This is a genomic window from Nocardioides luteus (genome assembly GCF_015752315.1).
Taxonomy (GTDB): domain Bacteria; phylum Actinomycetota; class Actinomycetes; order Propionibacteriales; family Nocardioidaceae; genus Nocardioides.
Map to the genome: position 1 here is coordinate 3,538,203 of NZ_JADOVJ010000001.1, position 25,277 is coordinate 3,563,479.

Consider the following 25,277-nt stretch of genomic DNA (forward strand, 5'->3'; position numbering starts at 1 on the left):
TGTGCGTCTACTGAACCGCTCCGTCGGTCGACTGTCGCGGCACCGTCGCCGCCCGTTGGCCGGTGCCGCCGTGCTCCTGGTCGCCCTGTTGAGCACCGGCGGTGCGTACGCCGCTCTCGCCCCGGCCTCCCAGGCCGAGCAGGAGAAGGACAACGCCGCCCTCGTCGCCGAGGGCAAAGAGCTCTTCATGATCAACTGCTCCACCTGCCACGGCTCCAACGGTGAGGGCATCACCACCCAGAACGGGAAGCTCTACGGCCCCTCCCTGATCGGTGTCGGTGCCGCCTCCGTCGACTTCCAGGTCGGCACCGGCCGGATGCCGATGGCCCAGCCCGGTGCGCAGGTCGAGGTCAAGGACCCGAGCTTCAACCAGGACGAGATCGACGCCATGGCCGCGTACGTCGCCAGCCTCGGCCCCGGCCCGGCGATCCCGGACGAGGAGCAGTACGACCCGGAGACCTACGCCTCCGAGAAGGAGAAGGAGGAGGCGGTCACCCTCGGTGGCCAGATCTTCCTGACCAACTGCACCGCCTGCCACAACTTCACCGGTGCCGGCGGCGCGATGCCGCGCGGCGGCGAGGCTCCGAGCATCCTCAACACCGACCCGAAGCACATCTACGAGGCGATGCTGACCGGTCCGCAGTCCATGGACACCTTCTCCGACGGCAACATCAGCCCGGAGGAGAAGAAGGCGGTCATCTCCTACGTCGAGTCGATGAAGGAGCAGCCCGACTACGGCGGCTTCAACAACGGTTCGCTCGGTCCTGTGACCGAGGGCATCGTCGCCTGGATCGTCGGTCTCGGCGTCCTGGTGGCCTTCGCCGTGTGGATCGCCTCGCACACCACGCGCACCAACCAGACCAAGAAGGGATCTGCCAAGTGAGCAGCGATCTCAGCGAGATCGAGAAGCACGACGACTCGCACCCCGAGCTCAACGCGCACACGGACGCGCTGCTGCCCGACCCGGGCATGCACGAGCATCACTGGCGTCCTACCGACGTCGACCCGAAGGCGGAGAAGCGCGCCGAGCGTCAGGTGAGCCTCTTCTTCGGTCTCTCCGCGCTGTGCTCGGTGCTGTTCGTGGTCGCCTACTTCACCATCAAGCCGGGCTACGACGGTGACGTCTGGGCCGGTTACGGCGCCTCCAACCTGGCGCTGGGCTCGACCCTCGGACTCGCGCTCCTCTTCCTCGGTATCGGTGTCATCCAGTGGGCCCGCAAGCTCGTCGTCGACATCGAGCACGCCGAGGACCGCCACCCGGCCGCCTCCTCCCCCGCCACCCGCGAGGTGGCCGTCGCCGAGCTCAAGGCCGCGCTCCACGAGTCCGGCATGGCTCGCCGCCCGTTCATCCGCAACGCGATGATCGGCTCGGCCGCCCTGCTGGGTCTGCCCGCGATCGTGATGCTCAAGGACCTGGGCCAGACCAACGCCCAGATCACCGAGGAGCAGCCCTACCCCGGTGCCGGCCTCGAGCACACCGTCTGGGACGCCGGCGTGCGCGTCGTGCGCGACGTGGTCGGCACCCCGATCCGCCCGGGCGACCTGGAGGTCGGTGACCTGGTCAACGCCGAGCCGGCGACGATCTTCGACGGCAGCCTGCACGGTGCGCCGCTGCAGATCGCCAAGTCGAAGGCGGCCACCATCCTGCTCCGCATGGACCCCAACGACATCGCCAACGACGTGACCCGCAACTGGTCGGTCAACGGCATCGTGGCCTACTCCAAGATCTGCACCCACGTCGGTTGCCCGATCTCGCTGAACGAGCGCACCACGCACCACCTGCTGTGCCCGTGCCACCAGTCGACCTTCGACCTCGCCGACCACGGCAAGGTCATCTTCGGTCCGGCCGGCCGTCACCTGCCGCAGCTGCCGCTGGGCGTCGACGCGGACGGCTTCCTCGTTGCCCTCTCCGACTACCCTGAGCCTGTGGGCGTCAGCTACTGGGAGCGCAACACCTACGACATCGACGAGATCTTCGACGACTGGTCAAAGGACCACGCCGCCGATGCTGAGCAGTACGGCTACAAGGAGGGCGGACAGTGAGCACCGACACGTCCAAGGTTGCCGCCAGTAACGGCACCAATCCCGCTGCCCCGGCGGGCAAGCCGACCAAGGCAGGTGCGGCGGCCAACTGGGCCGACGAGCGCCTCGGCCTCGGCGGCCTGAGCAAGTTCCTCTCCCGCAAGATCTTCCCCGACCACTGGTCGTTCATGCTGGGTGAGATCGCGCTGTGGAGCTTCGTGGTCCTGCTGGTCACCGGTGTCTTCCTGACCCTGTGGTTCAAGCCGTCGATGGCCGAGATCACCTACCAGGGCTCCTACGCGCCGCTCCGCGGCATCGACATGTCCGAGGCGATGGCCTCGACGCTGGACATCTCCTTCGACGTACGCGGCGGTCTGCTGCTGCGCCAGGTCCACCACTGGGCGGCGATGCTGTTCATCGCCTCGATGATGATCCACATGATGCGCGTCTTCTTCACCGGCGCGCACCGCAAGCCGCGTGAGATCAACTGGGTCATCGGCGCCACGCTGCTGCTCCTCGGCACGCTCGAGGGCTTCACCGGCTACTCGCTCCCCGACGACCTGCTCTCCGGCACCGGTATCCGGGCCGCGGACGGGTTCATGATGGCGATCCCGATCGTGGGGACCTACATCTCGTTCTTCCTGTTCGGAGGCGAGTTCCCAGGCGATGACATCATCCCGCGCCTGTTCACGATCCACGTGCTGTTGATCCCGGCGCTGCTGCTGGCGCTGATCGGTGCCCACCTGATCCTGCTGATCTACCACAAGCACACCCAGTGGCCTGGACCCGGCCGCACCGAGAAGAACGTCGTCGGCTACCCGATGGTGCCGAACTACATCTCCAAGATGACCGGCTTCTTCTTCATCACCTTCGGTGTGACCGCCCTGCTCGGTGCCTTCTTCTCGCTCAACCCGGTGTGGAAGTTCGGGCCGTACGACCCGACCAAGGTCACCGCCGGCTCGCAGCCCGACTGGTACATGGGCTGGCCCGACGGCGCGCTGCGCATCATGCCGGGCTGGGAGTCGCACTTCTGGGGCTCGACCTGGTCGTGGAACATCTTCTTCCCGGTCATCGTGCTGCCGATGGCGGCCTGGATGGTCGTGCTGATGCTCCCGTTCATCGAGGCCTGGATCACCGGTGACAAGCGCGAGCACCACCTGCTCCAGCGCCCGCGCAACGCTCCGACCCGCACCGCCACGTTCGTCGCGCTGATGACGTTCTACGCGGGCTTCTGGGCCGCGGGCGGCAACGACATCATCGCGATCAAGTTCGACCTCTCGATCAACCAGATCACCTACTTCCTGCGGGCGTTCGTGTTCCTGGGTCCGATCGTGGCGTTCATCATCACGCGTCGTTGGTGCATCTCGCTGCAGCGTCACGACAACGAGAAGCTGCTGCACGGCTACGAGACCGGCACGGTCATCCGTACGCCGGAGGGCGCCTACCACGAGAAGCACCTGCCGCTTCCCGAGGACGAGGCCTTCGCCATGACCGTCCGCGACCGCGGCCGGGCCGGCGAGGAGCCGGAGCTGAAGAAGAACGGCAAGCAGTCGTTCCGCGCCAAGCTCCGCGCCTTCTACTACGACCACGACGTGGACAAGCCCACCGCCCAGGAGCTCAGCGAGGCGCACCACCACGCCGAGCACGAGGCTCACGAGCTGGCCGCCCACGAGGGTCACCAGGTCGACGGTCACGACTTCGACGATCACCGCCACTCGGCGATCGAGGAGCCCCTCAGCCACTGACGCTGAAGCCGTACGCCACGTGGCGCCGTTCCCTCCGGGGGACGGCGCCACGTGCGTTTTCCCGGGCCGAAACCCGGTTGCCCCTCCCCCGGCCGGAAACCTAGGGTCCAGCACATGACCGGCCTCCAGGCTCGCCTCCGAGCCGACCTCCTCACCGCCCGTAAGGCCCGCGACACCACGGCGACGGCCGTGCTGCGCTCGACGCTGGCCGCCATCGCCAACGCCGAGGCGCTCCCGGTGACGGAGACTGCCCTGGCCACGGACGGGACCGCCTCGAGCTCCACGTCGGCACAGGGACCGATCGCCGGCGCCGCGACCGGCGTCGGTGCGACCGAGGCCGCCAGGCGCGACCTGAGCGACAAGGACATCCGCGAGATCATCTCGGCCGAGCAGACCGAGCGTCGGGCCGCCGCGGCAGACATGGAGAGCCACGGAGCGGGCGAAAAAGCGGAGCAGCTCCGCGCGGAGGCGGAGCTGCTCGGGGCCTATCTCTAGAGGATCAGCCCTGCGGGTCGAGCTCGCCGCCGACGACCTCGAGCACCCGGGCGCGTACGTTGGCCGCGGCCTCGGGGTCGCGGGCCGCCACGGCGGCGACGAGAGCGTTGCCGAGGATCAGCTGCGGGATCCGGATGATCGAGTCGAGCTCCTGACGGAACCCGGCCCGGCCGCCCTGCGGGGTGACCAGCTCGACCTCGGCCAGCTTGGTCAGCTGGGTGCCGGTGAAGGAGGTCAGCGCGATCACGGCCGCTCCCCCGGCGACGGCCGCCTGGGCGACCTGGATCGTGGGCGCGGTGGCGCCGGTGCCGCTGACGACGACGCAGACGTCGCCGGGCTGGAGCAGCCGAGCCCGGATGAGCTGGTCGAGGTGGTCGCTGGGCGCGACGGTGCTGAGGCCCTGGGAGCCCAGCCGCATCGCGATGTCCTGGGCCACCGGGGAGGAGACCCCGGTGCCGGCGACGAGGATCGAACGGGCCTCGGCGAGCAGCTCGACGGCCCGGCTGACCTGCTCCTCGGAGAGGAGGCCGACCATGTCGGAGGCGGAGTCGGCGATGTCGGCGAAGAAGGAGCGCACCACCGTCAGCGGGCTGCCCCCCTCGGTCGTCTCGGTCTTGGCCGAACCCAGGTCGCGGGCCAGCAGCACCTTGAGGTGCGGGAAGCCGCGGAACCCGAGTCTCTGCGCGGCACGAACCACGGTCGCGGTCGAGACGGAGGCCTCGGCGGCGATCTCGGCGGTGGTCGCTTCGATGGCCCACTCCGAGCGGGTCAGCACGACCTCGGCGACCGCGCGCTCGGAAGGGTTGAGCCGCGGCATGGCGGCCCGGATGGCGGGAAGAACCGGCGCACTCGTCATGCCGCCACCGCAGTGGCCTCGGCGCCGTGCAGGATCCGGTGACGCAGCGCTGCAGACAGCTGGTCCACCAGGATCGTCACGATGATGATCACAGCTAGCATGATTCCACCCCACTCCCATTCTCTGCCCCGAAGGACACGGTTTAAAAGCGCTCCAATTCCACCGGCGCTCACGACGCCGAGGATTGCGCTTGCCCTGATGTTCACCTCGAAGCGGTATAGCCAGAACGCCACGGTCTCGGGAAGCATCTGCGGGATCACCGCAGCCCGGATGCGCTGCCACCACGACGCGCCGGCGGCGGCGACCGCCTCGACCGGGCGCGGATCGACGGCCTCGATGTTCTCCAGCGTCAGCTTGCCCAGCGAGCCGATCGAGTGGACGCCGATCGCCATCGCTCCCGCCATCGGGTTGAGCCCGAACAGGGGCAGCATGACGATCACCGCGAGCAGGATCTCCGGGACCGCGCGGATGGCGTTGAAGAAGAGCCGCACCGGGACGCGTACGACCAGCGGCGAGGTGTTGGAGGCGGCCAGGAACGCCAGCGGGAAGGAGAACAGCGCTCCGACGCAGGTGCCGATCCAGGCGAGCGCGACCGACTCCCCCATCAGCTTCAAGGACTGCAGCCACCAGTCTCCGTAGGTGAGCTCCGGGTCGGCCTGACCCTCGGGATGGGCTCCCGGCCAGGTCAGCAAGCCGTCGAGCATCTGGCCGGCGTACTGCAGGATCTCTCCCGGGAACTGCGGCAGCCGCTCCCACTTGGCGTCGTCCAGGGACCAACCGGCGATCAGCACGATGCCGATCAGCGTCAGCCCGGCCACGGTGTAGGGCCACTTCGGCGGTGGCTTGGGCCGCGTGGCGGTCGCCTCGGTCACACCAGCCTCCTGCGCAGGATCTGGGAGAGCAGGTCGATCGCGACGACGACCACGAAGATGACGATGACGACCGCCGCGAGCCGCGCGTAGTCGGCCCGGTTGAAGTAGAGCATGATCAGCTGCCCGATCCCGCCGGCCCCGACCGCGCCCAGCACCACCGAGGCGCGGACGTTGAGCTCGAAGACGTACAGGACGTACGAGGCGTAGTTGGGCAGGATCTGCGGCACGATCGCCGCACGGGCCCGCTGCCAGCGGGTCGCCCCGGCCGCGTCGAGCGCCTCCAGGGGCCCCGGGTCGACGGCGTCGATGCTCTCCGCGGTCAGCTTGGCGACGATGCCGATGTTGAAGATGGTCAGCGCCAGGATCCCGGGAAGCGGACCGGTGACGACGGCGACGAACACGAGCGCGTAGGCCATGTCGGGCAGCGACCGGATCACCGACATCACCGGCTTGATGACCCGGTAGACCGCAGGTGGCGCGCTGACCTTGGAGCCCAGCAGAGCCACGCCGAGGGCGATCAGGGAGCCGACGAACGTCGCGATGACCGCGATGGCGGCCGTCTCCATGAGGGCGGTCCACAGCCGCGAGGAGGGATCGGTGATCTCCTGCCACTCGGGACGGACCACCTCCGCGAGGATCGAGGTCAGCATCGGCCACTGCTCGATCACCGGGGCGAGCGAGAAGTCGATCGCCCAGCCCGCCACCACCGTGATCGCGACGGCACCGAGAACGCCGCCGACGAGCAGCGGGCTCGGCGGCGGCTGCTCCGGGCGGACCGGGCGCTGGCCGCCCGGGCGCTCGAGGGTGGCCTGACTCATGCAGATACGTCCTCGGCGGTCAGCGAGCGGCCGTAGATCTTCTCGAAGACCGCGTCGTCGGCCGCGGCAGCGGGGCCGTCGAACACCACCTGTCCCGCGCGCATGCCGATGATGCGGTCGGCGTAGCGCCGGGCGAGATCGAGGAAGTGCAGGTTGACCACGGTAGTGATACCTAGATCCCGGTTGATCCGTTGCAGGTCGCGCATCACCAGGTTGGCTGTGGGCGGGTCGAGCGAGGCGACCGGCTCGTCGGCGAGCACCACGGAGGGCTGCTGCGCGAGCGCCCGAGCGATCGCGACCCGCTGCTGCTGTCCGCCGGAGAGCTCGGAGGCGCGTACCCATGCCTTCTCGACGATCCCGACGCGCTCGAGCGCCTCGAAGGCGATCTCCTTGTCGGCCTTCGTGTGCACGCCGAGAGCCGACCGCAGCCACGACTGGGCGTGCAGCCGGCCGGTGAGCACGTTGCCCATCACCGAGCGACGGGTCACCAGGTTGAACCCCTGGAAGATCATCCCGATCTCGGCGCGCAGCCGCCGCAGCCGGCGGCCGCGGGCCGTGGCCACCTCGGTCCCGCCCACCGAGAGCGAGCCCGACGTGACCGGCACCAGGCCGTTGATCGTGCGGATGAGCGTCGACTTGCCCGCCCCGGAGAGCCCGACGACCACGACGAACTCCCCTGCCGGGATGGTCAGGGAGACCCCGTCCAGGCCCCGGGTGCCGTTCGGGTAGACCACCGAGACATCGTCGAAGACGATGCGGTGACCACCAGCGGGCCCGCCTCCGGGGTTCGAGCCGCTCATTCGCCGAAGTTCTCCTCCACGGACTTCGCCTTCTTCAGGGCTGCCGTGTCGACCTTCTCGAGGCCCTCGATCTCGTAGACCGCCTCCAGCGTCTTGAGCCCCTTGGGGTCCTTCGCCATCGCGGTGAACGCGTCGGTCACCTTCGTACGCAGCTCCTTGGAGAGCCCGCCGGCGACGACGATGCCGTCGTTGGGGATCTCGGTGGAGTAGGCGAAGACCACGACCTCGGAGGCGACCTTCGGCTCGTCGGCCGCGACCTCCTCGCGGGCGTCGTCGAAGCTCACGCCGATCGGGTAGTCGCCGCGCGCCACCGCCAGCACCGCGGCGTCGTGGTCGCCGGCGAACTGCGCGTCGAGGTCGACCAGCGCGTCGCCGCCGGTGACCTGGCTCCACTGGGTGGCCGGGTAGTAGTAGCCCGAGGCGGAGCCCTGGTCGACGAAGGCGATCGAGGTGCCGGGCTTGATCTTGGCGATCGCCTCCTCGCCAGCGGGGCCGGTCTTGGCGGCATCGGTGCCGTTGCAGTACTTGAAGCCCTCGACCACCTTGACCTCGTCGGCGCAGTAGGTCTCGGGGTCGTTGGTGAACCACTGGGTGTGGTAGGTCCCCGAGCCGTAGCGCACCGACTGCAGGACCGGCACCGCGCCAGCCTGGTCCTCGGCCTGGACCATGCCGATCGGGCCGAGCATCGCGACCTGCGCCTGGTCGGACTTCATCGCCACGATCGCGGCGGCGTAGCTCTCGGTGACCTCGGCGCGTACCGGGATCCCGATCTTGTCGCTGAGGAACGACTCCAGGCCCTTCGCGCTCTGCGTGATCGAGTCGACGTCGCCCGAGGGCACCAGCGAGAGCACGATCTCCTCGGGATCCTCCGCGGGCGCGGCGCTGTCCTCACCACTGCCACAGGCGGCGAGCGAGAGGGCGAGCGATGCGGCGGCACCGACCGCCAGCAACCGGTTCCTGGGGGTTCTCAACATTGGACAGACTCCTTGAGGGGGTGAGCTGCGATGAAGGATGACGGGTCACTCGACCAGTCCGAGACTGCGGGGTACAGGTCCACGAGTGATCCTGCACGAACATGAGCTGGTCCTTGCCGGCGGTCGAAGGCATCAACGTACGCAGCAACACAACCACGCTCGACGGCGGGAGCCAGGTCATTGCGCCAGATGTCGCCGACCGACATCAACCACTCGGGGGCGTCGGCGGCGCCCGCGGCATCGAGGAAGGCATCCAGGTGCCCCTTCATCCGGGTCGGCTTGAGCGCGTCGGTGCGCACCTCGTCGACCACGCCGCCCAGGCCGAGGTGCTCCAGGATCGCGTCCAGCCCGCTGCCGGGCGAGTTGGTCAGGATCACCCGGTGCGCGTCGATCCCGGCGAGCAGATCGGTCAGCCCGTCGGGTGTGTGGATGTCCCCCGGGCACTCGCTCATCTCCGCCCTGCTCAGGACGTACGCAGCGCTCAACTGTTCCTCGGTGACCCCGGCGGCCAGGCCCAGGATCTTGACCGCCTCATAGCCGTCCTGAGCGCCTGTGAGCGTCTTCGGGGCACTCTCGGGCAGCCGCTTCCCCAGGAAGGCCTCAGCGGCCTCCAGGAGCGCCTCAGGGACGGCGGTGAGGGCCGCCACCCTCTCGGCGTAGAGAAGCACCGGAGTGTCTCCGAGACACACCGTGCCGTCCAGGTCCAGTACCAGCACCGGCCGAGGCAACGCATCCACCTTCCAGGGGCGCGGGCCGTCGGGGTCAGCCCTGCGCAACGCGATTACGTGATAACTGGAACGTAGGTAAAGACGCTTCAGGACGCAAGCAGCAAACGCTTGATGTCACACGCTATTTACTGCAATGCACGATATCGACTCGGGCCGCCTCACAGGCCCAAGCCGGCTTCGGCGCGCCGCGGGTCAGGCGAGGGCAGACCCGGCCCGGTATTCCTCGTAGGGGGTGTTCCAGTCGCCCCAGCCGTTGCTGAAGGTCATCTCGCGGTTGGTCCCGACGGTCTCGACGACGTCGCCGCGACGGGTCATGTCGTAGAGGAACTTGGCGTTCTCGTCGCTCATCCCGGTGCAGCCGTGGGAGACGTTGGCGTTGCCCTGCTGCGCGACCGACCAGGGCGCGCCGTGGATGAACTCACCGGAGAACGTGAGCCGCATGGCCCACTTCACGCCCTCCATGTTGTAGTACTCCCGGTCGCCCTCGTTGATCCCGATGGTCTCGGAGTTCATGGTCTTGCGCTTGAACTTCTCGATGATCACCTTCACGCCGCTTCGGGTGATGAACCCTTCCTTGCCGGTCGTGATCGGGATGGTCTTGATCTTCTGCCCGTTCTTGAAGACGTCCATCTGGTGGGTCTGCGCGTTGGCCCGGTAGATGTGCGCGTCGCCGGTCTTGAAGGTGATCTCACGGTTCTTCTGGCCGAAGATGCCGCCGCCCGCGGGGACCGAGTTGATGTTGAGCTTCACGTTGATCGTGGAGTTCGCCTGCCAATAGGTGCGCGGACGGTAGTGGACCTCCTTGTCGCTCACCCAGTACCAGGACCCCTCCTGCTCGGGCGTCGACTCGACCAGCATCTTCTTCTCGAAGGCGGCCTTGTTCTTCACCGGCAGGTCGTACGTCACGATGATCGGCATCCCGACGCCGACGGTCTCCCCGTTGAGCGGTGCGATCGACGGGTAGGTCTGGCGGTCCAGGCCGAGGTCCTCGGTGGAGAAGGTGATCTGGCTCTTCTTCTGCAGACCGTCGTCACCGGTCGCGGTGACCGCGAGCGTGTAGGAGGCGGTCGGCTCGAGCACCTCACCTGCGCTCCAGCTCAGGCCGTCCTCGGTGATCGTGCCACGCACCTTGGTGCCCTTGGCCCCGGTCAGCATCACCTCGTCGAGCCGCCCCTTGGCCACGTCGACCTTGACCACCTTGTCGACCGCGACCCCGGTGGCCTCGTTCTCGACGTTGGGCGTGATCTGCACCGTCGGCTCGGCGGGCTTCTTCGGCTCCTTCGACGCCGGGTCGGCCCCGCACGCGGCGAGCACGGGGGTCAGGACCGCGGTCGCGGTGGTCAACAGCACCCCCCGACGGGCCAGCAGGGACGGGCGGCGAAACGGTGACTGCGTTGACACGGTGAGACTGCTCCAGACCTGAAATTGTGAACCCAGCGCTCTGAACCGGGAGGCGGGCGCGATAACCCTATCGGGCATTGCCAAGAGCCGCCCAAGAACGGCAGCGGGGCCCGATCCGTGGTGGATCGGGCCCCGCTGTATAGGCGTCGTCCGGCGCGTGCGATCGCAAGGCGTGGGTGCGAAGGCGACCTTCAGGGCGAAGCCGGTCGTCGAGCGCCCACAACGCAGCGAGCGTGCGTGCCGGGCGGCGCCTAGTGCTTGAACTCGCCTCGGTAGTACTCAAAGTTCCAGCCGGCGGTGGCCAGCATGCCGAGCACGGCGGCGATGATGACCAGCCACCAGGCGGCCATCGCGACGGCCAGGACGACCAGACCGAAGGTGAGGCCGGCCCACAGCGGCCACCAGGAGAACGGCGGGAAGAAGCCGTACTCGCCGGCGCCCTCGGCGATGTCCCCGTCCTCGCGGTCCTCGGGACGCGGATCCATCCGGATGGCGTGGAAGCCGAGGTAGATCCAGATCATGGTGAACAGCAGCGTGCACATGACCAGCGCCGAGGTGCCGGTCCAGTCACCACCCTCAGAGGAGGCCGCAGTGACGAACCAGTAGGCCGGGGTGACCAGCACCATGAAGGCGGTGCAGACCCCGAAGATCCAGGCTTCAGACTTCATCGGGCTCAGCCTTCCTTGTTGGAGCTGGTGGAGACGAGATCGTCCTCATCGTGCTCCAGCGCGGCGATCTCCGGATGGTGGAGGTCGAAGGCCGGGGACTCCGAGCGGATCTTCGGGATGGAGACGAAGTTGTGGCGCGGCGCCGGGCAGGCGGTGGCCCACTCCAGCGAACGGCCCCAGCCCCACGGGTCGTCGACCTCGACGATCGGCGCGTGACGCGAGACGTAGAGGTTGTAGAAGAACGGCAGCATCGACAGGCTGAGCAGGAACGCGCCCACGGTCGAGAACTGGTTGAGGAAGGTGAAGCCGTCGCTGGGCAGGTAGTCGGAGATACGCCGCTGCATGCCCTCGACACCGAGCCAGTGCTGGACCAGGAAGGTCGCGTGGAAGCCGACGAACAGCAGCCAGAAGTGGACCTTGCCCAGGCGCTCGTCGAGCATCCGGCCGGTCATCTTCGGCCACCAGAAGTAGAAGCCGGCGAACATCGCGAACACCACGGTGCCGAAGACGACGTAGTGGAAGTGCGCGACCACGAAGTAGGAGTCGGAGACCTGGAAGTCGAGCGGCGGGCTCGCCAGGATGATGCCGGTCAGACCACCGAAGAGGAAGGTCGTCAGGAAGCCGATCGACCACAGCATCGGGGTGTCGAAACTGACCGATCCGCCCCACATCGTGCCGATCCAGTTGAAGAACTTCACCCCTGTCGGCACCGCGATCAGGAACGTCATGCCGGAGAAGAACGGCAGGTTGACCGCGCCGGTGACGAACATGTGGTGCGCCCACACCGCCACCGAGAGGATCGCGATACCGAGGGTCGCGGCCACCAGGCCGATGTAGCCGAAGATCGGCTTGCGGCTGAAGACCGGGAGGATCTCGGAGATGATGCCGAAGAACGGCAGCGCGATGATGTAGACCTCGGGGTGGCCGAAGAACCAGAACAGGTGCTGCCACAGGATCGGGCCGCCGTGGGCGGCGTCGAAGACGTGGGAGCCGAACTGGCGGTCGGACTCGAGCATCAGCAGCGCGGCGGCCAGGATCGGGAACGCGATCAGCGCGAGCAGGGCGGTGATCAGCACGTTCCACGTGAAGATCGGCATCCGGAACATGGTCATGCCCGGCGCACGCATGCAGATGATCGTGGTGATGAAGTTGACCGAGCCCAGGATGGTGCCCAGACCACCCATGTAGAGACCCATGATCCACAGGTCGCCACCGACACCCGGCGAGTACTGCGCGCTGGACAGCGGCGTGTAGGCGAACCAGCCGAAGTCGGCCGCGCCCGTCGGGGTGAAGAAGCCGCTGCCCGCGATCAGACCACCGAAGAGGTAGAGCCAGTAGCTGAACATGTTGAGTCGCGGGAACGCGACGTCAGGGGCGCCGATCTGCAGCGGCATGATGACGTTGGCGAAGCCGAAGAACAGCGGCGTCGCGAACAGCAGCAGCATGATCGTGCCGTGCATGGTGAACAGCTGGTTGAACAGCTCGTCGTTGACGACCTGCTGACCCGGGAAGGCCAGCTCTGAGCGCATCAGCAGCGCCATCAGGCCGCCGACGAGGAACCAGGCGAACGACGTGACCAGGTACATCTTGCCGATCAGCTTGTGATCGGTGGTGGTCAGCAGCTGGTAGATGTGCTTACCGAGCGGCTTGGGGCCCCCGGTGACCGGGCGCGCAGCTGTGGCGGTCACTCGCCCTCCTCCTCGTTGTGGCTGGCGATGTCGTCGGTGGTGCGGGTGGACTTGCCACCACCGAGCAGCGGGCGCTCGGCCTCGAAGCCCTTCTGCGCCAGCGCGTCGACGTAAGACTTGTAGTCGCTCTCGGAGAGGATCGCGACCTTGAAGATCATCCGGGCGTGGTAGACGCCGCAGAGCTCGTAGCAGGCGCCGCGGAAGGTCTTGCCCTCGATGAGGTCGTTGGCACCCGGGTTGAAGGTGGCCGTGGCCTCCTTCGTGGTGATCGAGTAGTGGTTGACCCGACCCGGGACGACGTCCATCTTCATGCCGAACTCCGGCACGCCGAAGTTGTGGATGACGTCCGCCGAGCGCAGGTTGAAGCGCGTGGTGGTCTTCTCCGGGAGGACCAGCGTCGGGATGTGCGAGCCGGTGCCCACGACATAGCCGTAGCTGTCGTAGGGGAACTCGTCGTCGACGAGGTTGTCGTCCGCGCTGGCGTCCAGCTCGCCGATGCCGTGGTTGAAGGTCCACTGCCACTGCTGGCCGGTGACCTCGATCACGTTGGTCGGCGACCCGTCGTCCAGCATCTCGTTCTGGACCTTGACGGTGTGGTCGAAGAACACGATCACCATCAGGACCGGAGCGATCGTGTAGAAGATCTCCAGCGGCAGGTTGTAACGCGTCTGGACCGGGATGTCGGCGTCGCTGCGGCGCCGGTAGCGCCAGATCGCCCAGAAGATGAGCCCCCAGGTCAGGATGCCGGTCAGCAGCGCGGCGATCCATGCGCCCTGCCACAGGGCGAGGTTGTGCTCCCCCTGCTCAGAACGTGGCTCGGGGAAGCCGAAACGCGCCGCCTCGTCCGAACAACCACTCAGCAGGAGGGCGCCGGCCGTCAGCGTCGCCACCAGCGCACCACGTCGGGCGCGGGCGTGGGACGGAGTCGATCCGGCCCCTGGCAAGTGCAGACCCACTACGAGCCTCTCTCTCATGCGAACACTCAGATGTCGGCAGACTACCGCGAGCGCCTCTGGATTCATCTTCAGGGGTTCCCCATGTCGCGTATGGCTACCGTTGGGTTCTGTGACCGACAGCTTCACCTACCTGGACGCCGCATCGGCCGAACCGCTCCATCCGGCGGCCCGCGACGTGCTTCTCGCCGCGGCCGAGCAGGGGTACGCCGACCCCCGCCGCCTCCACCGGCCGGCCCGTAACGCGGGGCTGCTGCTCGAGAACGCCCGCGAGGTCGTGGCCGAGGCGCTGGGCGTACGTCGCGATGAGGTGCTTTTCACATCGTCGGGCTCCACCGCCGTGCACGCGGGCCTGCTGGGGCTCGGATCACGTGGTATCGGTCACAGTGCCGTCGAGCACCAGGCCGTCATCGACGCCGCGCGCTGGTCGCAACGCTCTCCCGTCACCGAGCTGGCCGTCGACGGCGAGGCGCGGGTCGAGGTCGCCGCCGTACGTGACGCCGTCGCGGCCGGAGAGGTCGACGTGGTCGCCGTCCAGCAGGCCAACCACGAGGTCGGCACGCTGCAGCCGCTCGACGACGTCGCCTCCGCCGCCGGCCCGGCCTCCCTCTTCGTCGACGCGGGCGCGTCGATGGGACGGCTGCCCCTGCCCTCGGTCGGCGACGCGATCGCCGGCTCCGCCCGCAAGTGGGGTGGCCCCGGCGGCGTGGGAGTGCTGGTCGTGCGCAGGTCGGCGCGGTGGCGCTGGCCGTTCCCGGGCGATGAGTGGTCGCGTACGGATCAGGGGTTCACGAACATCCCCGGGGCCCTGGCCGCCGCGGCTGCGCTCCAGGCGGTCGTCGCCGAGCGGGAGGAGGTCAACGCCCGCCAGCACGAGCTGATCTCGCTTGTCCGGGAACGGGTCGGGGCGGAGATCCCGGACGTCGACGTCGCCGGCCCCGCGGAGGACCGGCTCCCCCACCTGGTGACGTTCTCGGCTCTGTACGTCGACGGCGAGGCGCTGGTGACCGCGCTGGACCGCCTCGGCGCCGGTGTCGCGAGCGGCTCCGCCTGCACCTCCGACACCCGCGAGCCGTCTCGTGTGCTTGCTGCCATGGGAGCGCTCACACACGGTAACGTTCGGCTGTCGCTGACCCGCGACACGACGCGAGAGGATGTGGAGCGCGTGCTCGACGCACTGCCCGGGATCGTCAAGGACCTACGCGCCGAGGCCGGGCTGTGAGCGCGCCGGTCGTCACCCTCGACTGCCGGGGCCAGGCCTGCCCCCGGCCCATCATCGAGCTCGGCCGCCACCTCGGCGACGTCGAGGTCGGCGAGGTCATCGCCGTCGCGGCCGACGACGTCGCCGCCCACCACGACGTGCCCGCCTGGGCCCGCATGCGCGGCCAGGAGTTCGTCGGCGAGGTGGAAGCAGAAGACGGCGTACCCGTGTATCGGATACGCCGTCTCAGCTGAGCGGAGGAGGATTCAGGCCTTGATGTGCGAGGCGATCTGGTCGGCGGCGGTGTCGCCGTAGGACTCGCGGACGCGGGCGACGAACTCCTCGGCGGTGAAGGAGTACTCCTGCGGGCCGACGGTCTCGACGCAGTAGGCGGCCAAGACGCAGCCGACCTCCGCGGCCTGCTCCAGCTCGCAGTCCCAGGCCAGCGCGGCCAGGAAGCCGGCGCGGAAGGCGTCGCCGACGCCGGTGGGCTCGACCGCGTTCACGTTCTTCGCCGCGGGCAGCTGGATCGGCTCCTCGCCCTTGCGCTGGATGCGTACGCCGTCCTTGCCGAGCGTGGTGACCTGGGTGCCGACGCGCGCCAGGACCTCCTCGGCCGACCAGCCGGTCTTCTGCTCGAGGACGTGGGACTCGTACTCGTTGGTGAACAGGTAGGCGGCGCCGTCGACGAGATCGCGGATCAGCTCACCGTCGCCGAAGGCGAGCTGCTGGCTCGGGTCGGAGATGAAGGTGTAGCCGCGCTGGCGGGCCTCCTCGGTGTGGCGCCTCATCGCGTCGGGGTCGTCGGGAGCGACCAGGACGAAGGACGGCTCGCCGACCTTCTCCGCGATCGGGCCGAGCTCGATCTCGCGGGCCTCGGCCATCGCGCCCGGGTAGAAGCTGGCGAACTGCGCCATCGCGGTGTCGGTGGTGCACACGAACCGCGCGGTGTGCAGCGTCTCGGAGACGCGCAGGTGGTCGCAGTTGACGCCGTGGCGCTCGAGCCAGGAGCGGTAGTCGGCGAAGTCCTCGCCGACCGCCCCCACGAGCACCGGCGAGAGGCCGAGGTTGGCCAGGCCGAAGGAGATGTTGGCGCCGACGCCACCGCGGCGGATCTCGAGGTCGTTGACCAGGAAGCTCACCGAGAGCTTGTCGAGCTGGTCGGCGACCAGCGAGTCGGCGAACTTTCCACCGAAGCTCATCAGGTGGTCAGTGGCGATGGAGCCTGCGATCAGGAGTGAACCGGACATGCGCGGAACCCTACCGGCGAGACCTCGGGCGACGTTAAGGCTCGACCGTTGCCAGGAGATGAAATGTTACCGCTGAGTCGGCCTTCAACTACCGGTTGGTAGTGCTTACCGTCGTTTGCATGACAGATATGCGCGTTCCGTACGACGACCTCGACAGCCCCGCGCAGCTCTGCGCCGACTGCGCCGCCGCCGACAGCGCGCTGCGCCTGCCCGCACCACGGGTGCGCGAGACGGCCCGCCCCGCTCCGGCGGTGCGGATGCAGTCCCGCGAGCCGCGCGACGCCGCCATGCTCGAGACCTGCGGCCACGTCGCCGACGGCCTCGCCCTGACCTGAGCCGGCGACGCCGCCGCCCTGGTGCGTCGCGGCGACCGGAAGACATGAGAGCCCCTGTCACGGACAGGGGCTCTTGTCATGTCCGCGCCAGGCTCAGCCCCGCGCGATCATCCCGGTCAGCGCGAGGTCGAGGAGCCGGCCGGCGCGGGCGGTGTCGGCGGCACTGTCCCGGCTGATCACCCAGGCGATCCCAGCGGCGAGGTCGAAGAGCTCCTCCATGCGTACGTCCGGCTTGATCTCGCCGGCTTCCTGCGCCCTGGCGAGCAGCTCCTTGGTCGTCTCCTGCATGTGCGCACAGGTCACGCCGAGCAGCGACCCCTCCCGGCCGGCCGCGTCGAGCACGCTGTCCGGGAGTCCGCCGTAGGTCCCGATCTGCGCGATCGTCGCCAGCAGCCACTCCCGCAGAGCGACCAGCGGCTCCTCGGTCTCGGCGAGCTCGGTGCCGCGCTTGTGCACGGCTGCCATGTTCTCCGCGAGCGCCACCGCGATGAGCTCGTCGCGCGTCGGGAAGTGCCGGTAGAGCGTCGCGTTACCGACACCCGCGGAACGGGCGATCTCGTCGATCGAGGTGTCGACGCCGTCGCGCGCGAAGGCCGCGCGGGCCGCCTCGACGACGGCGTCGTAGTTGCGGCGCGCGTCGGCCCGCTTCGGCCGCCTGCTCTCCCAGTCGGTGATCTCGGTGCCGGTGATCTCGGTCGCAGTCATCCCATACCCCTTGACAATAACCGGGGACTGTCCCCACATTTGAACCGGGGAGTCTCCCTGGTTCCGATGATAGCGAGGTACGCAGACATGACAGAGCTTCACGAGGCACGGACCGACAGGGGGGCCGGTGCCCGCGGCGGAGGGTGGGCGGTGGCGGCGGTGGTGACCTGCCAGCTGATGCTGATGGTCGACGGCGTGATCGTCACCGTCGCGCTGCCCTACATCCGCGACGAGTTCAGGCTCGGCGCGGTCGGCCTGTCGTGGGTCGTCTCCGCCTACGCGCTGGCGTTCGCGGGCTTCCTCCTGGTCAGCGGGCGGCTCGGGATGATGTTCGGCCCCCGCCGCGTGCTCCTGGTGGGCGCGGCGATCTTCGTGATCGCCTCGGCAGCCGGCGGGCTGGCCCCCTCCGGTGAGCTGCTGATCGCGGCGCGGGCCGTGCAGGGCATCGGCGCGGCGCTCGCCGGGCCGGCGATCATGGTGCTGCTCGTTGCGAACACCGACGAAGGCCCACAACGGCTGCGCGGGATGTCGTGGTTCATCATCGGCTCCAGCCTCGGCAGCTGCCTGGGCCTGGTCGCCGGTGGCGTACTGACCGTGCTCCTGGACTGGCGCTGGGTGATGCTGATCAACGTGCCCGTCGGGGTCGCGGTCATCGCGGGCACCATGGCCTTCGTACGGGAGGCCGACCGGATGCCCGGGCGCCTGGACATCCCCGGTGCGATCACCTCCGCCGTCACGATGGTCTCCCTGGTGCACGGGCTCACCCGAGCGGGCCAAGAGGGCTGGGACGACCCGGTCGTGCTCGGCTCCCTGGCTCTCGCGCTGCTCGCGCTTGTCGCGCTGATCGCCGTGGAGTCGCGCGCAGCGCACCCGGTCGTGCCGCTGCGCCTGCTCGCGGGCACCCGCCGCGCCGTCCCGTATGCGGGCATGCTCCTGGTCCCGGCGATGATGATCGGGTTCTTCACCTTCTCGGTGCTCTTCCTGCAGGACGTACGTCACTTCGACGCGCTCGAGGCAGGGCTGGCCTAACTGCCGTGGGGAGCATCGGTGATCCTCGGCGCCCGCCTCGTGCCGGCCCTGGTGGCCCGCATCGGGGACCGCGGGACGATCACCCTCGGAATCCTCCTCGGCTTGGCGGGGCTGGTCGCCTTCGCGCTGCTGGCCGCCGATGCGCCGCTGTGGGCCGGCGTCCTGGTGCCGTGCTTCGTCTTCGGCTTCACCGCGCCGTTCTTCTTCACCCCGGCCAGCGCCGCGATCATGGCGGCGGGAGGCGAGGACTCCGGTGCCGCGGCGGGGCTGTTCCAGTCGATGCAACAGCTCGGTGGCGCGATCGGCGTCGCGACGCTCACCGCCGTGTTCACCAGTCGCGCCGGGGACGGCATCGAGCCGGCGATGGAGGCCGCGATGCTCGCCTCCACGGCCTTCGGGCTCGTGCTCCTCCTGCTGGCGCTGACGACGCCGGCGTTCGCCGGCCGCCGGCCGGCGCCGGTGACCACCTGAGCGTCATCCCGAGCGTCGTAGAACGCACGAGCGCCCCCGTCCGAACCGGACGGGGGCGCTCGCGTCGATGCTCAGTGGTGCTGACTCAGTGGAACGAGTCACCACAGGCGCAGGAGCCGGTGGCGTTGGGGTTGTCGATGGTGAACCCCTGCTTCTCGATGCTGTCCACGAAGTCGATCATCGCGCCGTTGAGGTAAGGGACGCTCATCCGGTCGACGACGACGGAGACACCGTCGAAGTCGGTGACGACGTCACCGTCGAGGGTGCGCTCGTCGAAGAAGAGCTGGTAGCGCAGGCCGGAGCAGCCACCAGGCTGCACGGAGATGCGCAGGCTCAGGTCGTCGCGGCCTTCCTGCTCCAGGAGGCTCTTCACCTTCGCGGCGGCAACGTCGCTCAGGTTGATGGAGTCGGCGCGGCGTTCGGTCGTCTGCTCGGTCATGTAGCTGGGCTCCCTGTGCGTGGGTGCGGGTTGTGTCTCTGGGTCAATCGTCGCACATCCTCGGTTATTCCCGGTGGTCGGCGGACCACGTCCGGGCGACCCTGGCGGCGACCTGGACCAGGGATTCGTACGCCTGGCCCAGCGCGCGCTCCTCGCCGACGCTGTCGACGAGCGAGTAGGCGGCGTCGATGCCGAGCGTACGCATCTCCCGACCGCTCATGCTGACCTTCCCGGCCAGCACGATGCAGGGCCGCAGCGCCTGCTCGGCGAGCCTGGCCACCCCGGCCGGCACCTTTCCGGCGGCACTCTGCGGGTCGAAGGACCCCTCGCCGGTGATCACCAGGTCGGCCCGCGAGGCCAGCTCGGGCAGCCCCAGCAGGTCGGCGACGACGTCGAACCCCGGCCGGCGGGTGGCGCCGAGAAGCAGCAGCGCGAACCCCATCCCGCCGGCCGCGCCCGCACCCTTCTCGGTCGCGGTCTTGCGGGAGGTCGCGGCGGCCAGGTCCTGCAGCGCTCCGTCCCAACGGGGCATGGTCTCCTCGGCCAGCCCCTTCTGCGCGCCGTAGACCTTGACCGCGCCGAAGAGCCCGGTCAGCGGATTGTCCACGTCGCTGGCGATGACGATGTCGAGGCCGAGCGGCTCGGGCAGCGTGACCTCGGTGATGCCCTCCAGCCCGGCGACACCGGCATCGAGCGGCCGGTCGGCGGTGGCGCCCAGCGCGGCCAGCAGCCCCGCTCCCCCGTCGCTGGTGCCCGAGCCGCCGAGCCCGACCACGACGGTGCTCGCCCCGGCGTCGCGGGCGGCGAGGAGCAGCTGCCCCACGCCGTACGAGGTCGCCTGCTCGGCCCCCTTCCCGCCGGTCAGGTGCAGGCCGGCGGCCTGGGCCGACTCGACGTAGGCGGTCTCGCCCACGACCAGGACCTGCGCCGACACCGACTCGCCGTGCGGCCCCCTGACCTCGACCTCGCGCAGGTCACCGCCGAGGACGTCGCGGAGCAGCTCGAGGAATCCCGGTCCTCCGTCGGCCATCGGAGCCAGCGAGAGCTCGTCTCGCGGGGCCGTACGCCGCCACCCCTCCGCGATCGCGGAGGCCGCCTGGGAGGCGGTGAGCGTGCCGGCGTACTTGTCGGGGGCGATCAGCACTCGCATGGCCGAAACCTACCCGCGGCCGGACGTCGCCGGGTGCCCGAGGACCGTTATCGATGTCGTAACCAATGCGCATGCGTCGCGTTAAGGTCGTTTCGTGCGGATCTTCGGGCGACGCGAGGCCAGGGACTCAGAGAGCAGGCGGATCAGCGCCTTCTGGACCTGGTGGGCGCAGAAGGGTGCGCTGGCGTGCGGCGCCGCGCTCGACGCCGACGACCAGGACGCCCTGGTGGCCCTGCTGGCCCGGCGGGTCGACGCGATGGAGGCGGGCCTGAGCTGGGAGGTCGGCCCCGGACCCCTGGGCGGACGGCTGCTGGTCGTCTCGGCGGGAGGCAACCCGGACCATCGCGCGCTCGCGCGCCGCTGGCTGCTTGCCGCACCCGAGCCCGACGGCGTCTCGCCCTGGGAGTTCAGCGACCAGCGCCCACCGGTCGACGATCCGGTCGAGGCCGTGCTCACCACCCCCGGTGGCGACGCGATCCGGCTCGCCGACGTGCTGGTCGGTGCCCGGCAGAAGGGCGCCCACTTCGACCTCACGCTCTTCCACCCGGCCTTCCCCGACCTCACCGAGGAAGCCCGTCTCCAGGTCGCCTTCCACGCCCTGGACACCACACTGGGCGAGTCCAGCACCGAGCTGTGGATCGGTGAGGTCGAGACCACCACCGCCCGCCCCCGTGACGGCTTCGGCCTCGACGGGCTGCGCGCCGCGGTGAGGAACCTCCGCAAGGAGTACGTCGACCCCGACGGCAACCCGGCCTGGGTGCTGCTCCACGGGGAGAGCCCCCAGGGTCCGGTGATCGCGAGCGCGGTGGTGCCGCTGCACCCGGTGACGGCACCCAACCTGACCCACCACGTCGGCGTGATGGTGCCCTACATCGGCTTCGCCGAGCGGGGCCTCCCCTCCGCCGACGCCCTGTGCGAGCTCGGGCAGCTCGAGGACCGGCTCGCCTCGACCCTCGGCCCCGACGGCCGGGTCGTGGCCCACGAGACCACCAACGGCGTACGCCTCCTCCACGCCTACGTCGATCCCACCACCTCGGCCCCGCAGCGGCTGGAGGAGACGGTCGACGGCTGGGCCCACGGCGACGTCGTCACCCGGGTCGACACCGACCCGGCCTGGGACGCCGTCCGGCCGCTGCGCGCCTGAGCCGGGCCCGCGGCGAGTACCACCATGTGACCCACGCCACCGGGCCATCGAACCCTCGACATGTATTATCGTCATCATGACGACTGTCGACCTCCCGCTGCTCCCCCTGGGGCGCGGCACCGACCTGAACTCCGAGCGTGGCGTCGAGTGCCCCGGCGACCTGCCGGCCGCCTCCGACCCCGACCTGGTCAAGCGCGCTCTCGCCGCCAAGGAGAAGCTGGGCGAGAAGGTGTTCGTCCTCGGACACCACTACCAGCGCGACGAGGTCATCCAGTTCGCTGACGTGACCGGGGACTCCTTCAAGCTCGCGCGCGACGCGGCCGCCCGGCCGGACGCGGAGTACATCGTCTTCTGCGGTGTGCACTTCATGGCCGAGTCGGCCGACATCCTGACCTCACCGTCGCAGGCGGTCATCCTCCCCGACCTCGCCGCCGGCTGCTCGATGGCCGACATGGCGCGGCTGGGCCAGGTCGAGAAGGCCTGGGAGGCCCTCTCGGAGGCGGGTGTGGCCGAGCAGGTCGTGCCGGTGACCTACATGAACTCCTCGGCCGACATCAAGGCGTTCTGCGGCCGCCACGACGGCGTCGTGTGCACCTCCTCCAACGCGCAGGCCGTCCTGGAGTGGGCCTTCGAGCAGAAGGACGACGCCAAGGTCCTCTTCTTCCCCGACCAGCACCTCGGCCGCAACACCGCGGTCCTGAAGCTCGGTATGTCGCTGGACGACTGCGTGGTCTGGGACCCGCTCAAGCCCGGCGGCGGCGTATCTGCCGAGGAGCTGCGGGCGGCGAAGGTGATCCTGTGGAAGGGCCACTGCTCGGTCCACGGCCGCTTCTCCCCCGACACCATCGACGACCTGCGCGCCGAGATCCCGGGTGTGCAGATCCTGGTCCACCCGGAGTGCCAGCACGAGGTCGTCCTCAAGGCCGACCTGGTCGGCTCGACCGAGTTCATCATCAACACCATCGAGGCCGCTCCTGCCGGCTCCGCCTGGGCGATCGGCACCGAGCTCAACCTGGTCAAGCGCCTGGCCGCCGCCCACCCCGACAAGCGGATCGTCTTCCTCGACCGCACCGTCTGCTACTGCTCGACGATGAACCGCATCGACCTCCCCCACTTCGTCTGGGCGCTCGAGTCGCTCGTCGAGGGACAGGTCGTCAACCGGATCGAGGTCGACGCCGAGACCGAGCACTACGCCAAGCTCGCCCTCCAGCGGATGCTCGATCTCCCGGGCAAGACTCAGGACGACTGACCCCTTCCAGCCGAGGCGTCGGCTACGTCGGCCGAGGTGGCACCGGTGTGCCACCTCGGCCGACGTGCGTGACGCCTCGGCTGCGGTCAGCTGACGGGGAGACGTACGGCGATGGTGGTGTCGCCGGGGACGCTGGTCAGTCTCACGGTGCCGCCGTGGGAGGTGACGATCGCGTGGACGAGGGCCAGCCCGAGCCCGGCGCCACCGTCGCGCTGGCGAGCCTCGTCGGCCCGGGTGAAGCGCTCGAAGGCGTGCGGGGCCAGGGCGGGCGGGAAGCCGGGGCCGTCGTCGTGGACGTCGAAACCATCAGGACGTACGCGGACCGTGACCGTGGTGCCGGCCGGCGTGTGCCGCCGCTCGTTGGTGAGCAGGTTGCTGATCACCTGGTGGAGCCGCTGGGCGTCGCCGGTGACGATCACCTCGGCCTCGCCGGAGTCGGCGTCGGCGGGCAGCTCGAGCCGCCAGGTGTGTGACGGGTCGACGACCCGGGCGTCGTCGACGGCCTCCAGGAGCAGCCGGGTCAGGTCGACGGAGTCGCGCGCCAACGGGCGGCCCTGGTCGAGACGCGCGAGCAGGAGCAGGTCCTCGACCAGCGCGGTCATCCGCAGCGACTCCTCCTCCACTTTGCCGAGCGCCGTCGGGACCGCCTCGGGCCGCTGCTGGGCGAGCTCGGTGTAGCCGCGGATGGTGGTCAGCGGCGTGCGCAGCTCGTGGGAGGCGTCGGCGACGAACTGGCGTACCTGCTGCTCGCTGCGGTGACGCTCGGCCAGCGAGGTCTCGACGTGGTCGAGCAGCGAGTTGAGCGCGGCGCCGACCTGGCCGACCTCGGTGTCCTCGTCGGTGAGCCGCTCGGGGACCCGCTCGGTCACCGAGACCTCGCCCGAGGAGAGCGGGAGCCTGGCGACGGTGTGCGCGGTGGCGGCGACCTCGCGCAGCGGGCTGAGCTGGCGGCGTACGACGAGGTAGCCCGCGCCCGCGGCGCCCAGGACACCCAGCAGGGTCAGCAGGGCCTCCCAGTAGACCAGGCTGTCGATGGTGTTCTCGACCTCGTTGGTCGAACGTCCGGTGACGACGACCACCGTCTGGCCCAGGTTGCGGTTGAACCCTGATTGGGCGATCACGCGGTAGGTGCCGCGATCGGGCAGCTCGACGTCATGGGGGCGTGCGTCGACACGTACCTCGGCCAGCAGATCCAGGTCGGCGGAGCTGAGGGACTCCATCTGGTCGGGGTTGAAGTTGCCGAGGTTGCCTTGGGGCTGACCGTTCTCGGGAAAGGCCGCCAGGACCGAGTCCGGCCCGAAGTTGAGGTCGGTGCCGGGGCCTGGGCCCGGGCCCGCGACGCCGCGCGCCATGTCGTGCACGTCCCGGTCGAGACGCTCCATCAGCGTCTGGCGCAGCGCGATCGTGGCGAAGGTGGCGATCAGCAGCGAGACGACCAGCACCAGGGCGACCGCGGTGATGACCAGCCGCGAGATGAGCGGCGCGACCAGCCGCTTCAGCCGGCTCACTCAGCGGCCTTCAGCACATAGCCCGCGCCCCGCATGGTGTGGATCATCGGCTCCCGGCCGGCGTCGATCTTCTTGCGCAGGTAGGAGATGTAGAGCTCGACGACGTTGGCCTGACCGCCGAAGTCGTAGGACCAGACCCGGTCGAGGATCTGGGCCTTGGACAGCACCCGGCGCGGGTTGCGCATCAGGAAGCGGAGCAGCTCGAACTCCGTCGCGGTGAGGCTGATCTCCTCCCCCGCCCGGCGCACCTCCCGGGAGTCCTCGTCCATCGTCAGGTCCCCGACGTGGATCACGGAGTGCTCCTCGATCCGGGTCGCGCCGGCCCGACGCATCAGGGCGCGCAGGCGCGCGACGAGCTCCTCCAGCGAGAACGGCTTGGTCACGTAGTCGTCGCCGCCCGCGGTCAGCCCGGCCACCCGGTCCTCGACGGCGTCCTTGGCGGTGAGGAAGAGGACGGGTACGGCCGGATTGGTGGACCGTACGCGGCGCAGGACCTCGAGGCCGTCGAAGTCGGGCAGCATCCAGTCGAGCACGATCGCGTCGGGAGTGAAGTCGCGGGCGGCGCTGACCGCCTTGGTGCCGGTGTGTGCCGCCGCCACCTCCCAGCCCTCGTAGCGCAGCGCCATCATGATCAGCTCGGCGATGTTGACCTCGTCGTCCACGACGAGAACACGAAGGGGCGACCCGTCGAGGCGGGTCATGTCGGAGGCGGCAGCGGTCATGTCACTCATGGTGCCCCGAGAGGCTGTGTGAATCCTGTGTGGCTCCTGTGCGTG

General features: G+C 69.3%; 27 protein-coding genes. 11 read left to right on the forward strand and 16 right to left on the reverse strand.

Features of this window, described 5'->3' with window-relative positions; translation table 11 throughout:
• Position 1: 1 nt before the first annotated feature.
• The 4 genes from qcrC (at position 2) to HD557_RS16985 (ending at position 4,262) form a co-directional block, all read left to right on the forward strand.
• Positions 2-883 carry a cytochrome bc1 complex diheme cytochrome c subunit gene (gene qcrC, locus HD557_RS16970; RefSeq protein WP_040757077.1) on the forward strand — a complete coding sequence of 294 codons (882 nt, stop codon included), beginning with the start codon at positions 2-4 and terminating at the stop codon, positions 881-883.
• Positions 880-2,043, forward strand: a complete 1,164-nt coding sequence (gene qcrA, locus HD557_RS16975; protein WP_008363144.1) for a cytochrome bc1 complex Rieske iron-sulfur subunit — start codon at positions 880-882, stop codon at positions 2,041-2,043. The genes qcrC and qcrA overlap by 4 nt, the downstream gene beginning before the upstream one ends.
• Positions 2,040-3,767, forward strand: coding sequence for a cytochrome bc1 complex cytochrome b subunit (gene qcrB / locus HD557_RS16980; RefSeq protein ID WP_008363146.1), 1,728 nt, complete (start codon positions 2,040-2,042; stop codon positions 3,765-3,767). The genes qcrA and qcrB overlap by 4 nt, the downstream gene beginning before the upstream one ends.
• 114 nt (positions 3,768-3,881) lie before the next feature.
• Positions 3,882-4,262, forward strand: a complete 381-nt coding sequence (locus HD557_RS16985) for a hypothetical protein (protein WP_196874725.1) — start codon at positions 3,882-3,884, stop codon at positions 4,260-4,262.
• Between the two features lie 4 nt (positions 4,263-4,266).
• Here HD557_RS16985 and HD557_RS16990 read toward each other — a convergent pair whose 3' ends face one another.
• From HD557_RS16990 to ctaC, 10 genes are all read right to left on the reverse strand, one after another.
• Complete coding sequence (locus HD557_RS16990; protein WP_008363150.1) at positions 4,267-5,118, reverse strand: MurR/RpiR family transcriptional regulator; 852 nt, start codon at positions 5,116-5,118, stop codon at positions 4,267-4,269.
• Positions 5,115-5,990 carry a phosphonate ABC transporter, permease protein PhnE gene (gene phnE / locus HD557_RS16995; RefSeq protein WP_196874726.1) on the reverse strand — a complete coding sequence of 292 codons (876 nt, stop codon included), beginning with the start codon at positions 5,988-5,990 and terminating at the stop codon, positions 5,115-5,117. The genes HD557_RS16990 and phnE (HD557_RS16995) overlap by 4 nt, the downstream gene beginning before the upstream one ends.
• Complete coding sequence (gene phnE / locus HD557_RS17000; protein ID WP_196874727.1) at positions 5,987-6,808, reverse strand: phosphonate ABC transporter, permease protein PhnE; 822 nt, start codon at positions 6,806-6,808, stop codon at positions 5,987-5,989. Before phnE (HD557_RS17000) ends, phnE (HD557_RS16995) begins: the two co-directional genes overlap by 4 nt.
• A complete protein-coding gene (gene phnC, locus HD557_RS17005) occupies positions 6,805-7,608 on the reverse strand; it encodes a phosphonate ABC transporter ATP-binding protein (protein WP_196874728.1) in 804 nt (267 codons plus the stop codon). Before phnC ends, phnE (HD557_RS17000) begins: the two co-directional genes overlap by 4 nt.
• On the reverse strand, positions 7,605-8,582 hold the full coding sequence (gene phnD / locus HD557_RS17010) for a phosphate/phosphite/phosphonate ABC transporter substrate-binding protein (RefSeq protein WP_196874729.1): 978 nt from the start codon (positions 8,580-8,582) through the stop codon (positions 7,605-7,607). Before phnD ends, phnC begins: the two co-directional genes overlap by 4 nt.
• Positions 8,576-9,298, reverse strand: coding sequence for an HAD family hydrolase (locus HD557_RS17015; protein WP_196874730.1), 723 nt, complete (start codon positions 9,296-9,298; stop codon positions 8,576-8,578). The genes phnD and HD557_RS17015 overlap by 7 nt, the downstream gene beginning before the upstream one ends.
• 204 nt (positions 9,299-9,502) lie before the next feature.
• On the reverse strand, positions 9,503-10,660 hold the full coding sequence (locus tag HD557_RS17020) for a L,D-transpeptidase (RefSeq protein WP_008363157.1): 1,158 nt from the start codon (positions 10,658-10,660) through the stop codon (positions 9,503-9,505).
• Positions 10,661-10,962: 302 nt separating this feature from the next.
• Complete coding sequence (locus HD557_RS17025; RefSeq protein WP_008363158.1) at positions 10,963-11,379, reverse strand: cytochrome c oxidase subunit 4; 417 nt, start codon at positions 11,377-11,379, stop codon at positions 10,963-10,965.
• Positions 11,380-11,384: 5 nt separating this feature from the next.
• The gene (gene ctaD / locus HD557_RS17030; protein ID WP_008363159.1) at positions 11,385-13,067 is read right to left on the reverse strand and encodes an aa3-type cytochrome oxidase subunit I; all 1,683 of its coding nucleotides are present in this window, start codon (positions 13,065-13,067) and stop codon (positions 11,385-11,387) included.
• On the reverse strand, positions 13,064-13,957 hold the full coding sequence (ctaC, locus tag HD557_RS17035; protein WP_196874732.1) for an aa3-type cytochrome oxidase subunit II: 894 nt from the start codon (positions 13,955-13,957) through the stop codon (positions 13,064-13,066). The genes ctaD and ctaC overlap by 4 nt, the downstream gene beginning before the upstream one ends.
• Positions 13,958-14,132: 175 nt before the next feature.
• On the opposite strand from ctaC, the gene HD557_RS17040 reads away from it, so the two are divergent.
• Both HD557_RS17040 and HD557_RS17045 read left to right on the forward strand, forming a co-directional pair.
• On the forward strand, positions 14,133-15,242 hold the full coding sequence (locus tag HD557_RS17040) for a cysteine desulfurase family protein (RefSeq protein WP_307785648.1): 1,110 nt from the start codon (positions 14,133-14,135) through the stop codon (positions 15,240-15,242).
• Positions 15,239-15,475 (forward strand): sulfurtransferase TusA family protein, encoded by a 237-nt coding sequence (locus HD557_RS17045; RefSeq protein WP_008363166.1) that lies wholly within the window; start codon positions 15,239-15,241, stop codon positions 15,473-15,475. Before HD557_RS17040 ends, HD557_RS17045 begins: the two co-directional genes overlap by 4 nt.
• Before the next feature lie 12 nt (positions 15,476-15,487).
• Here the strand turns inward: HD557_RS17045 and HD557_RS17050 are convergent, their stop codons facing one another.
• The gene (locus HD557_RS17050) at positions 15,488-16,471 is read right to left on the reverse strand and encodes a carbohydrate kinase family protein (protein WP_196874734.1); all 984 of its coding nucleotides are present in this window, start codon (positions 16,469-16,471) and stop codon (positions 15,488-15,490) included.
• 119 nt (positions 16,472-16,590) lie between these two features.
• Between HD557_RS17050 and HD557_RS17055 the strand changes: the two genes are divergently transcribed.
• The gene (locus HD557_RS17055; protein ID WP_196874735.1) at positions 16,591-16,806 is read left to right on the forward strand and encodes a hypothetical protein; all 216 of its coding nucleotides are present in this window, start codon (positions 16,591-16,593) and stop codon (positions 16,804-16,806) included.
• 93 nt (positions 16,807-16,899) lie between these two features.
• Here HD557_RS17055 and HD557_RS17060 read toward each other — a convergent pair whose 3' ends face one another.
• A complete protein-coding gene (locus HD557_RS17060) occupies positions 16,900-17,511 on the reverse strand; it encodes a TetR/AcrR family transcriptional regulator (protein WP_196874736.1) in 612 nt (203 codons plus the stop codon).
• 87 nt (positions 17,512-17,598) lie between these two features.
• On the opposite strand from HD557_RS17060, the gene HD557_RS17065 reads away from it, so the two are divergent.
• Both HD557_RS17065 and HD557_RS17070 read left to right on the forward strand, forming a co-directional pair.
• Positions 17,599-18,540: an MFS transporter gene (locus HD557_RS17065; protein ID WP_196874737.1), complete on the forward strand. Its 942-nt coding sequence runs from the start codon at positions 17,599-17,601 to the stop codon at positions 18,538-18,540.
• 18 nt (positions 18,541-18,558) lie between these two features.
• The gene (locus HD557_RS17070; RefSeq protein WP_196874738.1) at positions 18,559-19,011 is read left to right on the forward strand and encodes a hypothetical protein; all 453 of its coding nucleotides are present in this window, start codon (positions 18,559-18,561) and stop codon (positions 19,009-19,011) included.
• Between the two features lie 85 nt (positions 19,012-19,096).
• Here HD557_RS17070 and erpA read toward each other — a convergent pair whose 3' ends face one another.
• Positions 19,097-19,450 carry an iron-sulfur cluster insertion protein ErpA gene (erpA, locus tag HD557_RS17075; protein ID WP_008363173.1) on the reverse strand — a complete coding sequence of 118 codons (354 nt, stop codon included), beginning with the start codon at positions 19,448-19,450 and terminating at the stop codon, positions 19,097-19,099.
• Between the two features lie 64 nt (positions 19,451-19,514).
• Complete coding sequence (locus HD557_RS17080; protein WP_196874739.1) at positions 19,515-20,600, reverse strand: glycerate kinase family protein; 1,086 nt, start codon at positions 20,598-20,600, stop codon at positions 19,515-19,517.
• A gap of 94 nt (positions 20,601-20,694) precedes the next feature.
• Here HD557_RS17080 and HD557_RS28770 point away from each other — a divergent pair, with 94 nt between their 5' ends.
• Complete coding sequence (locus HD557_RS28770; RefSeq protein WP_196874740.1) at positions 20,695-21,744, forward strand: DUF695 domain-containing protein; 1,050 nt, start codon at positions 20,695-20,697, stop codon at positions 21,742-21,744.
• A 76-nt stretch (positions 21,745-21,820) separates the two neighbouring features.
• Positions 21,821-22,993: a quinolinate synthase NadA gene (nadA, locus tag HD557_RS17090; RefSeq protein WP_008363175.1), complete on the forward strand. Its 1,173-nt coding sequence runs from the start codon at positions 21,821-21,823 to the stop codon at positions 22,991-22,993.
• Positions 22,994-23,079: 86 nt separating this feature from the next.
• On the opposite strand, the gene HD557_RS17095 is transcribed toward nadA, so the two are convergent.
• Both HD557_RS17095 and HD557_RS17100 read right to left on the reverse strand, forming a co-directional pair.
• Complete coding sequence (locus HD557_RS17095) at positions 23,080-24,501, reverse strand: sensor histidine kinase (RefSeq protein ID WP_196874741.1); 1,422 nt, start codon at positions 24,499-24,501, stop codon at positions 23,080-23,082.
• Positions 24,498-25,223, reverse strand: a complete 726-nt coding sequence (locus HD557_RS17100; RefSeq protein ID WP_445321542.1) for a response regulator transcription factor — start codon at positions 25,221-25,223, stop codon at positions 24,498-24,500. The genes HD557_RS17095 and HD557_RS17100 overlap by 4 nt, the downstream gene beginning before the upstream one ends.
• Between the last annotated feature and the right edge of the window lie 54 nt (positions 25,224-25,277).

Excerpts from the sequence above, each read along its gene's own strand:
- HD557_RS16985 (WP_196874725.1), top strand. The coding sequence starts at position 3,882 with ATGACCGGCCTCCAGGCTCGCCTCCGAGCCGACCTCCTCACCGCCCGT.
- HD557_RS16990 (WP_008363150.1), bottom strand. The coding sequence starts at position 5,118 with ATGACGAGTGCGCCGGTTCTTCCCGCCATCCGGGCCGCCATGCCGCGG.
- phnE (WP_196874727.1), bottom strand. The coding sequence starts at position 6,808 with ATGAGTCAGGCCACCCTCGAGCGCCCGGGCGGCCAGCGCCCGGTCCGC.
- phnC (WP_196874728.1), bottom strand. The coding sequence starts at position 7,608 with ATGAGCGGCTCGAACCCCGGAGGCGGGCCCGCTGGTGGTCACCGCATC.
- phnD (WP_196874729.1), bottom strand. The coding sequence starts at position 8,582 with ATGTTGAGAACCCCCAGGAACCGGTTGCTGGCGGTCGGTGCCGCCGCA.
- HD557_RS17025 (WP_008363158.1), bottom strand. The coding sequence starts at position 11,379 with ATGAAGTCTGAAGCCTGGATCTTCGGGGTCTGCACCGCCTTCATGGTG.
- HD557_RS17050 (WP_196874734.1), bottom strand. The coding sequence starts at position 16,471 with ATGTCCGGTTCACTCCTGATCGCAGGCTCCATCGCCACTGACCACCTG.
- HD557_RS17055 (WP_196874735.1), top strand. The coding sequence starts at position 16,591 with ATGACAGATATGCGCGTTCCGTACGACGACCTCGACAGCCCCGCGCAG.
- HD557_RS17060 (WP_196874736.1), bottom strand. The coding sequence starts at position 17,511 with ATGACTGCGACCGAGATCACCGGCACCGAGATCACCGACTGGGAGAGC.
- HD557_RS17065 (WP_196874737.1), top strand. The coding sequence starts at position 17,599 with ATGACAGAGCTTCACGAGGCACGGACCGACAGGGGGGCCGGTGCCCGC.
- erpA (WP_008363173.1), bottom strand. The coding sequence starts at position 19,450 with ATGACCGAGCAGACGACCGAACGCCGCGCCGACTCCATCAACCTGAGC.
- HD557_RS17080 (WP_196874739.1), bottom strand. The coding sequence starts at position 20,600 with ATGCGAGTGCTGATCGCCCCCGACAAGTACGCCGGCACGCTCACCGCC.
- nadA (WP_008363175.1), top strand. The coding sequence starts at position 21,821 with ATGACGACTGTCGACCTCCCGCTGCTCCCCCTGGGGCGCGGCACCGAC.
- HD557_RS17100 (WP_445321542.1), bottom strand. The coding sequence starts at position 25,223 with ATGACCGCTGCCGCCTCCGACATGACCCGCCTCGACGGGTCGCCCCTT.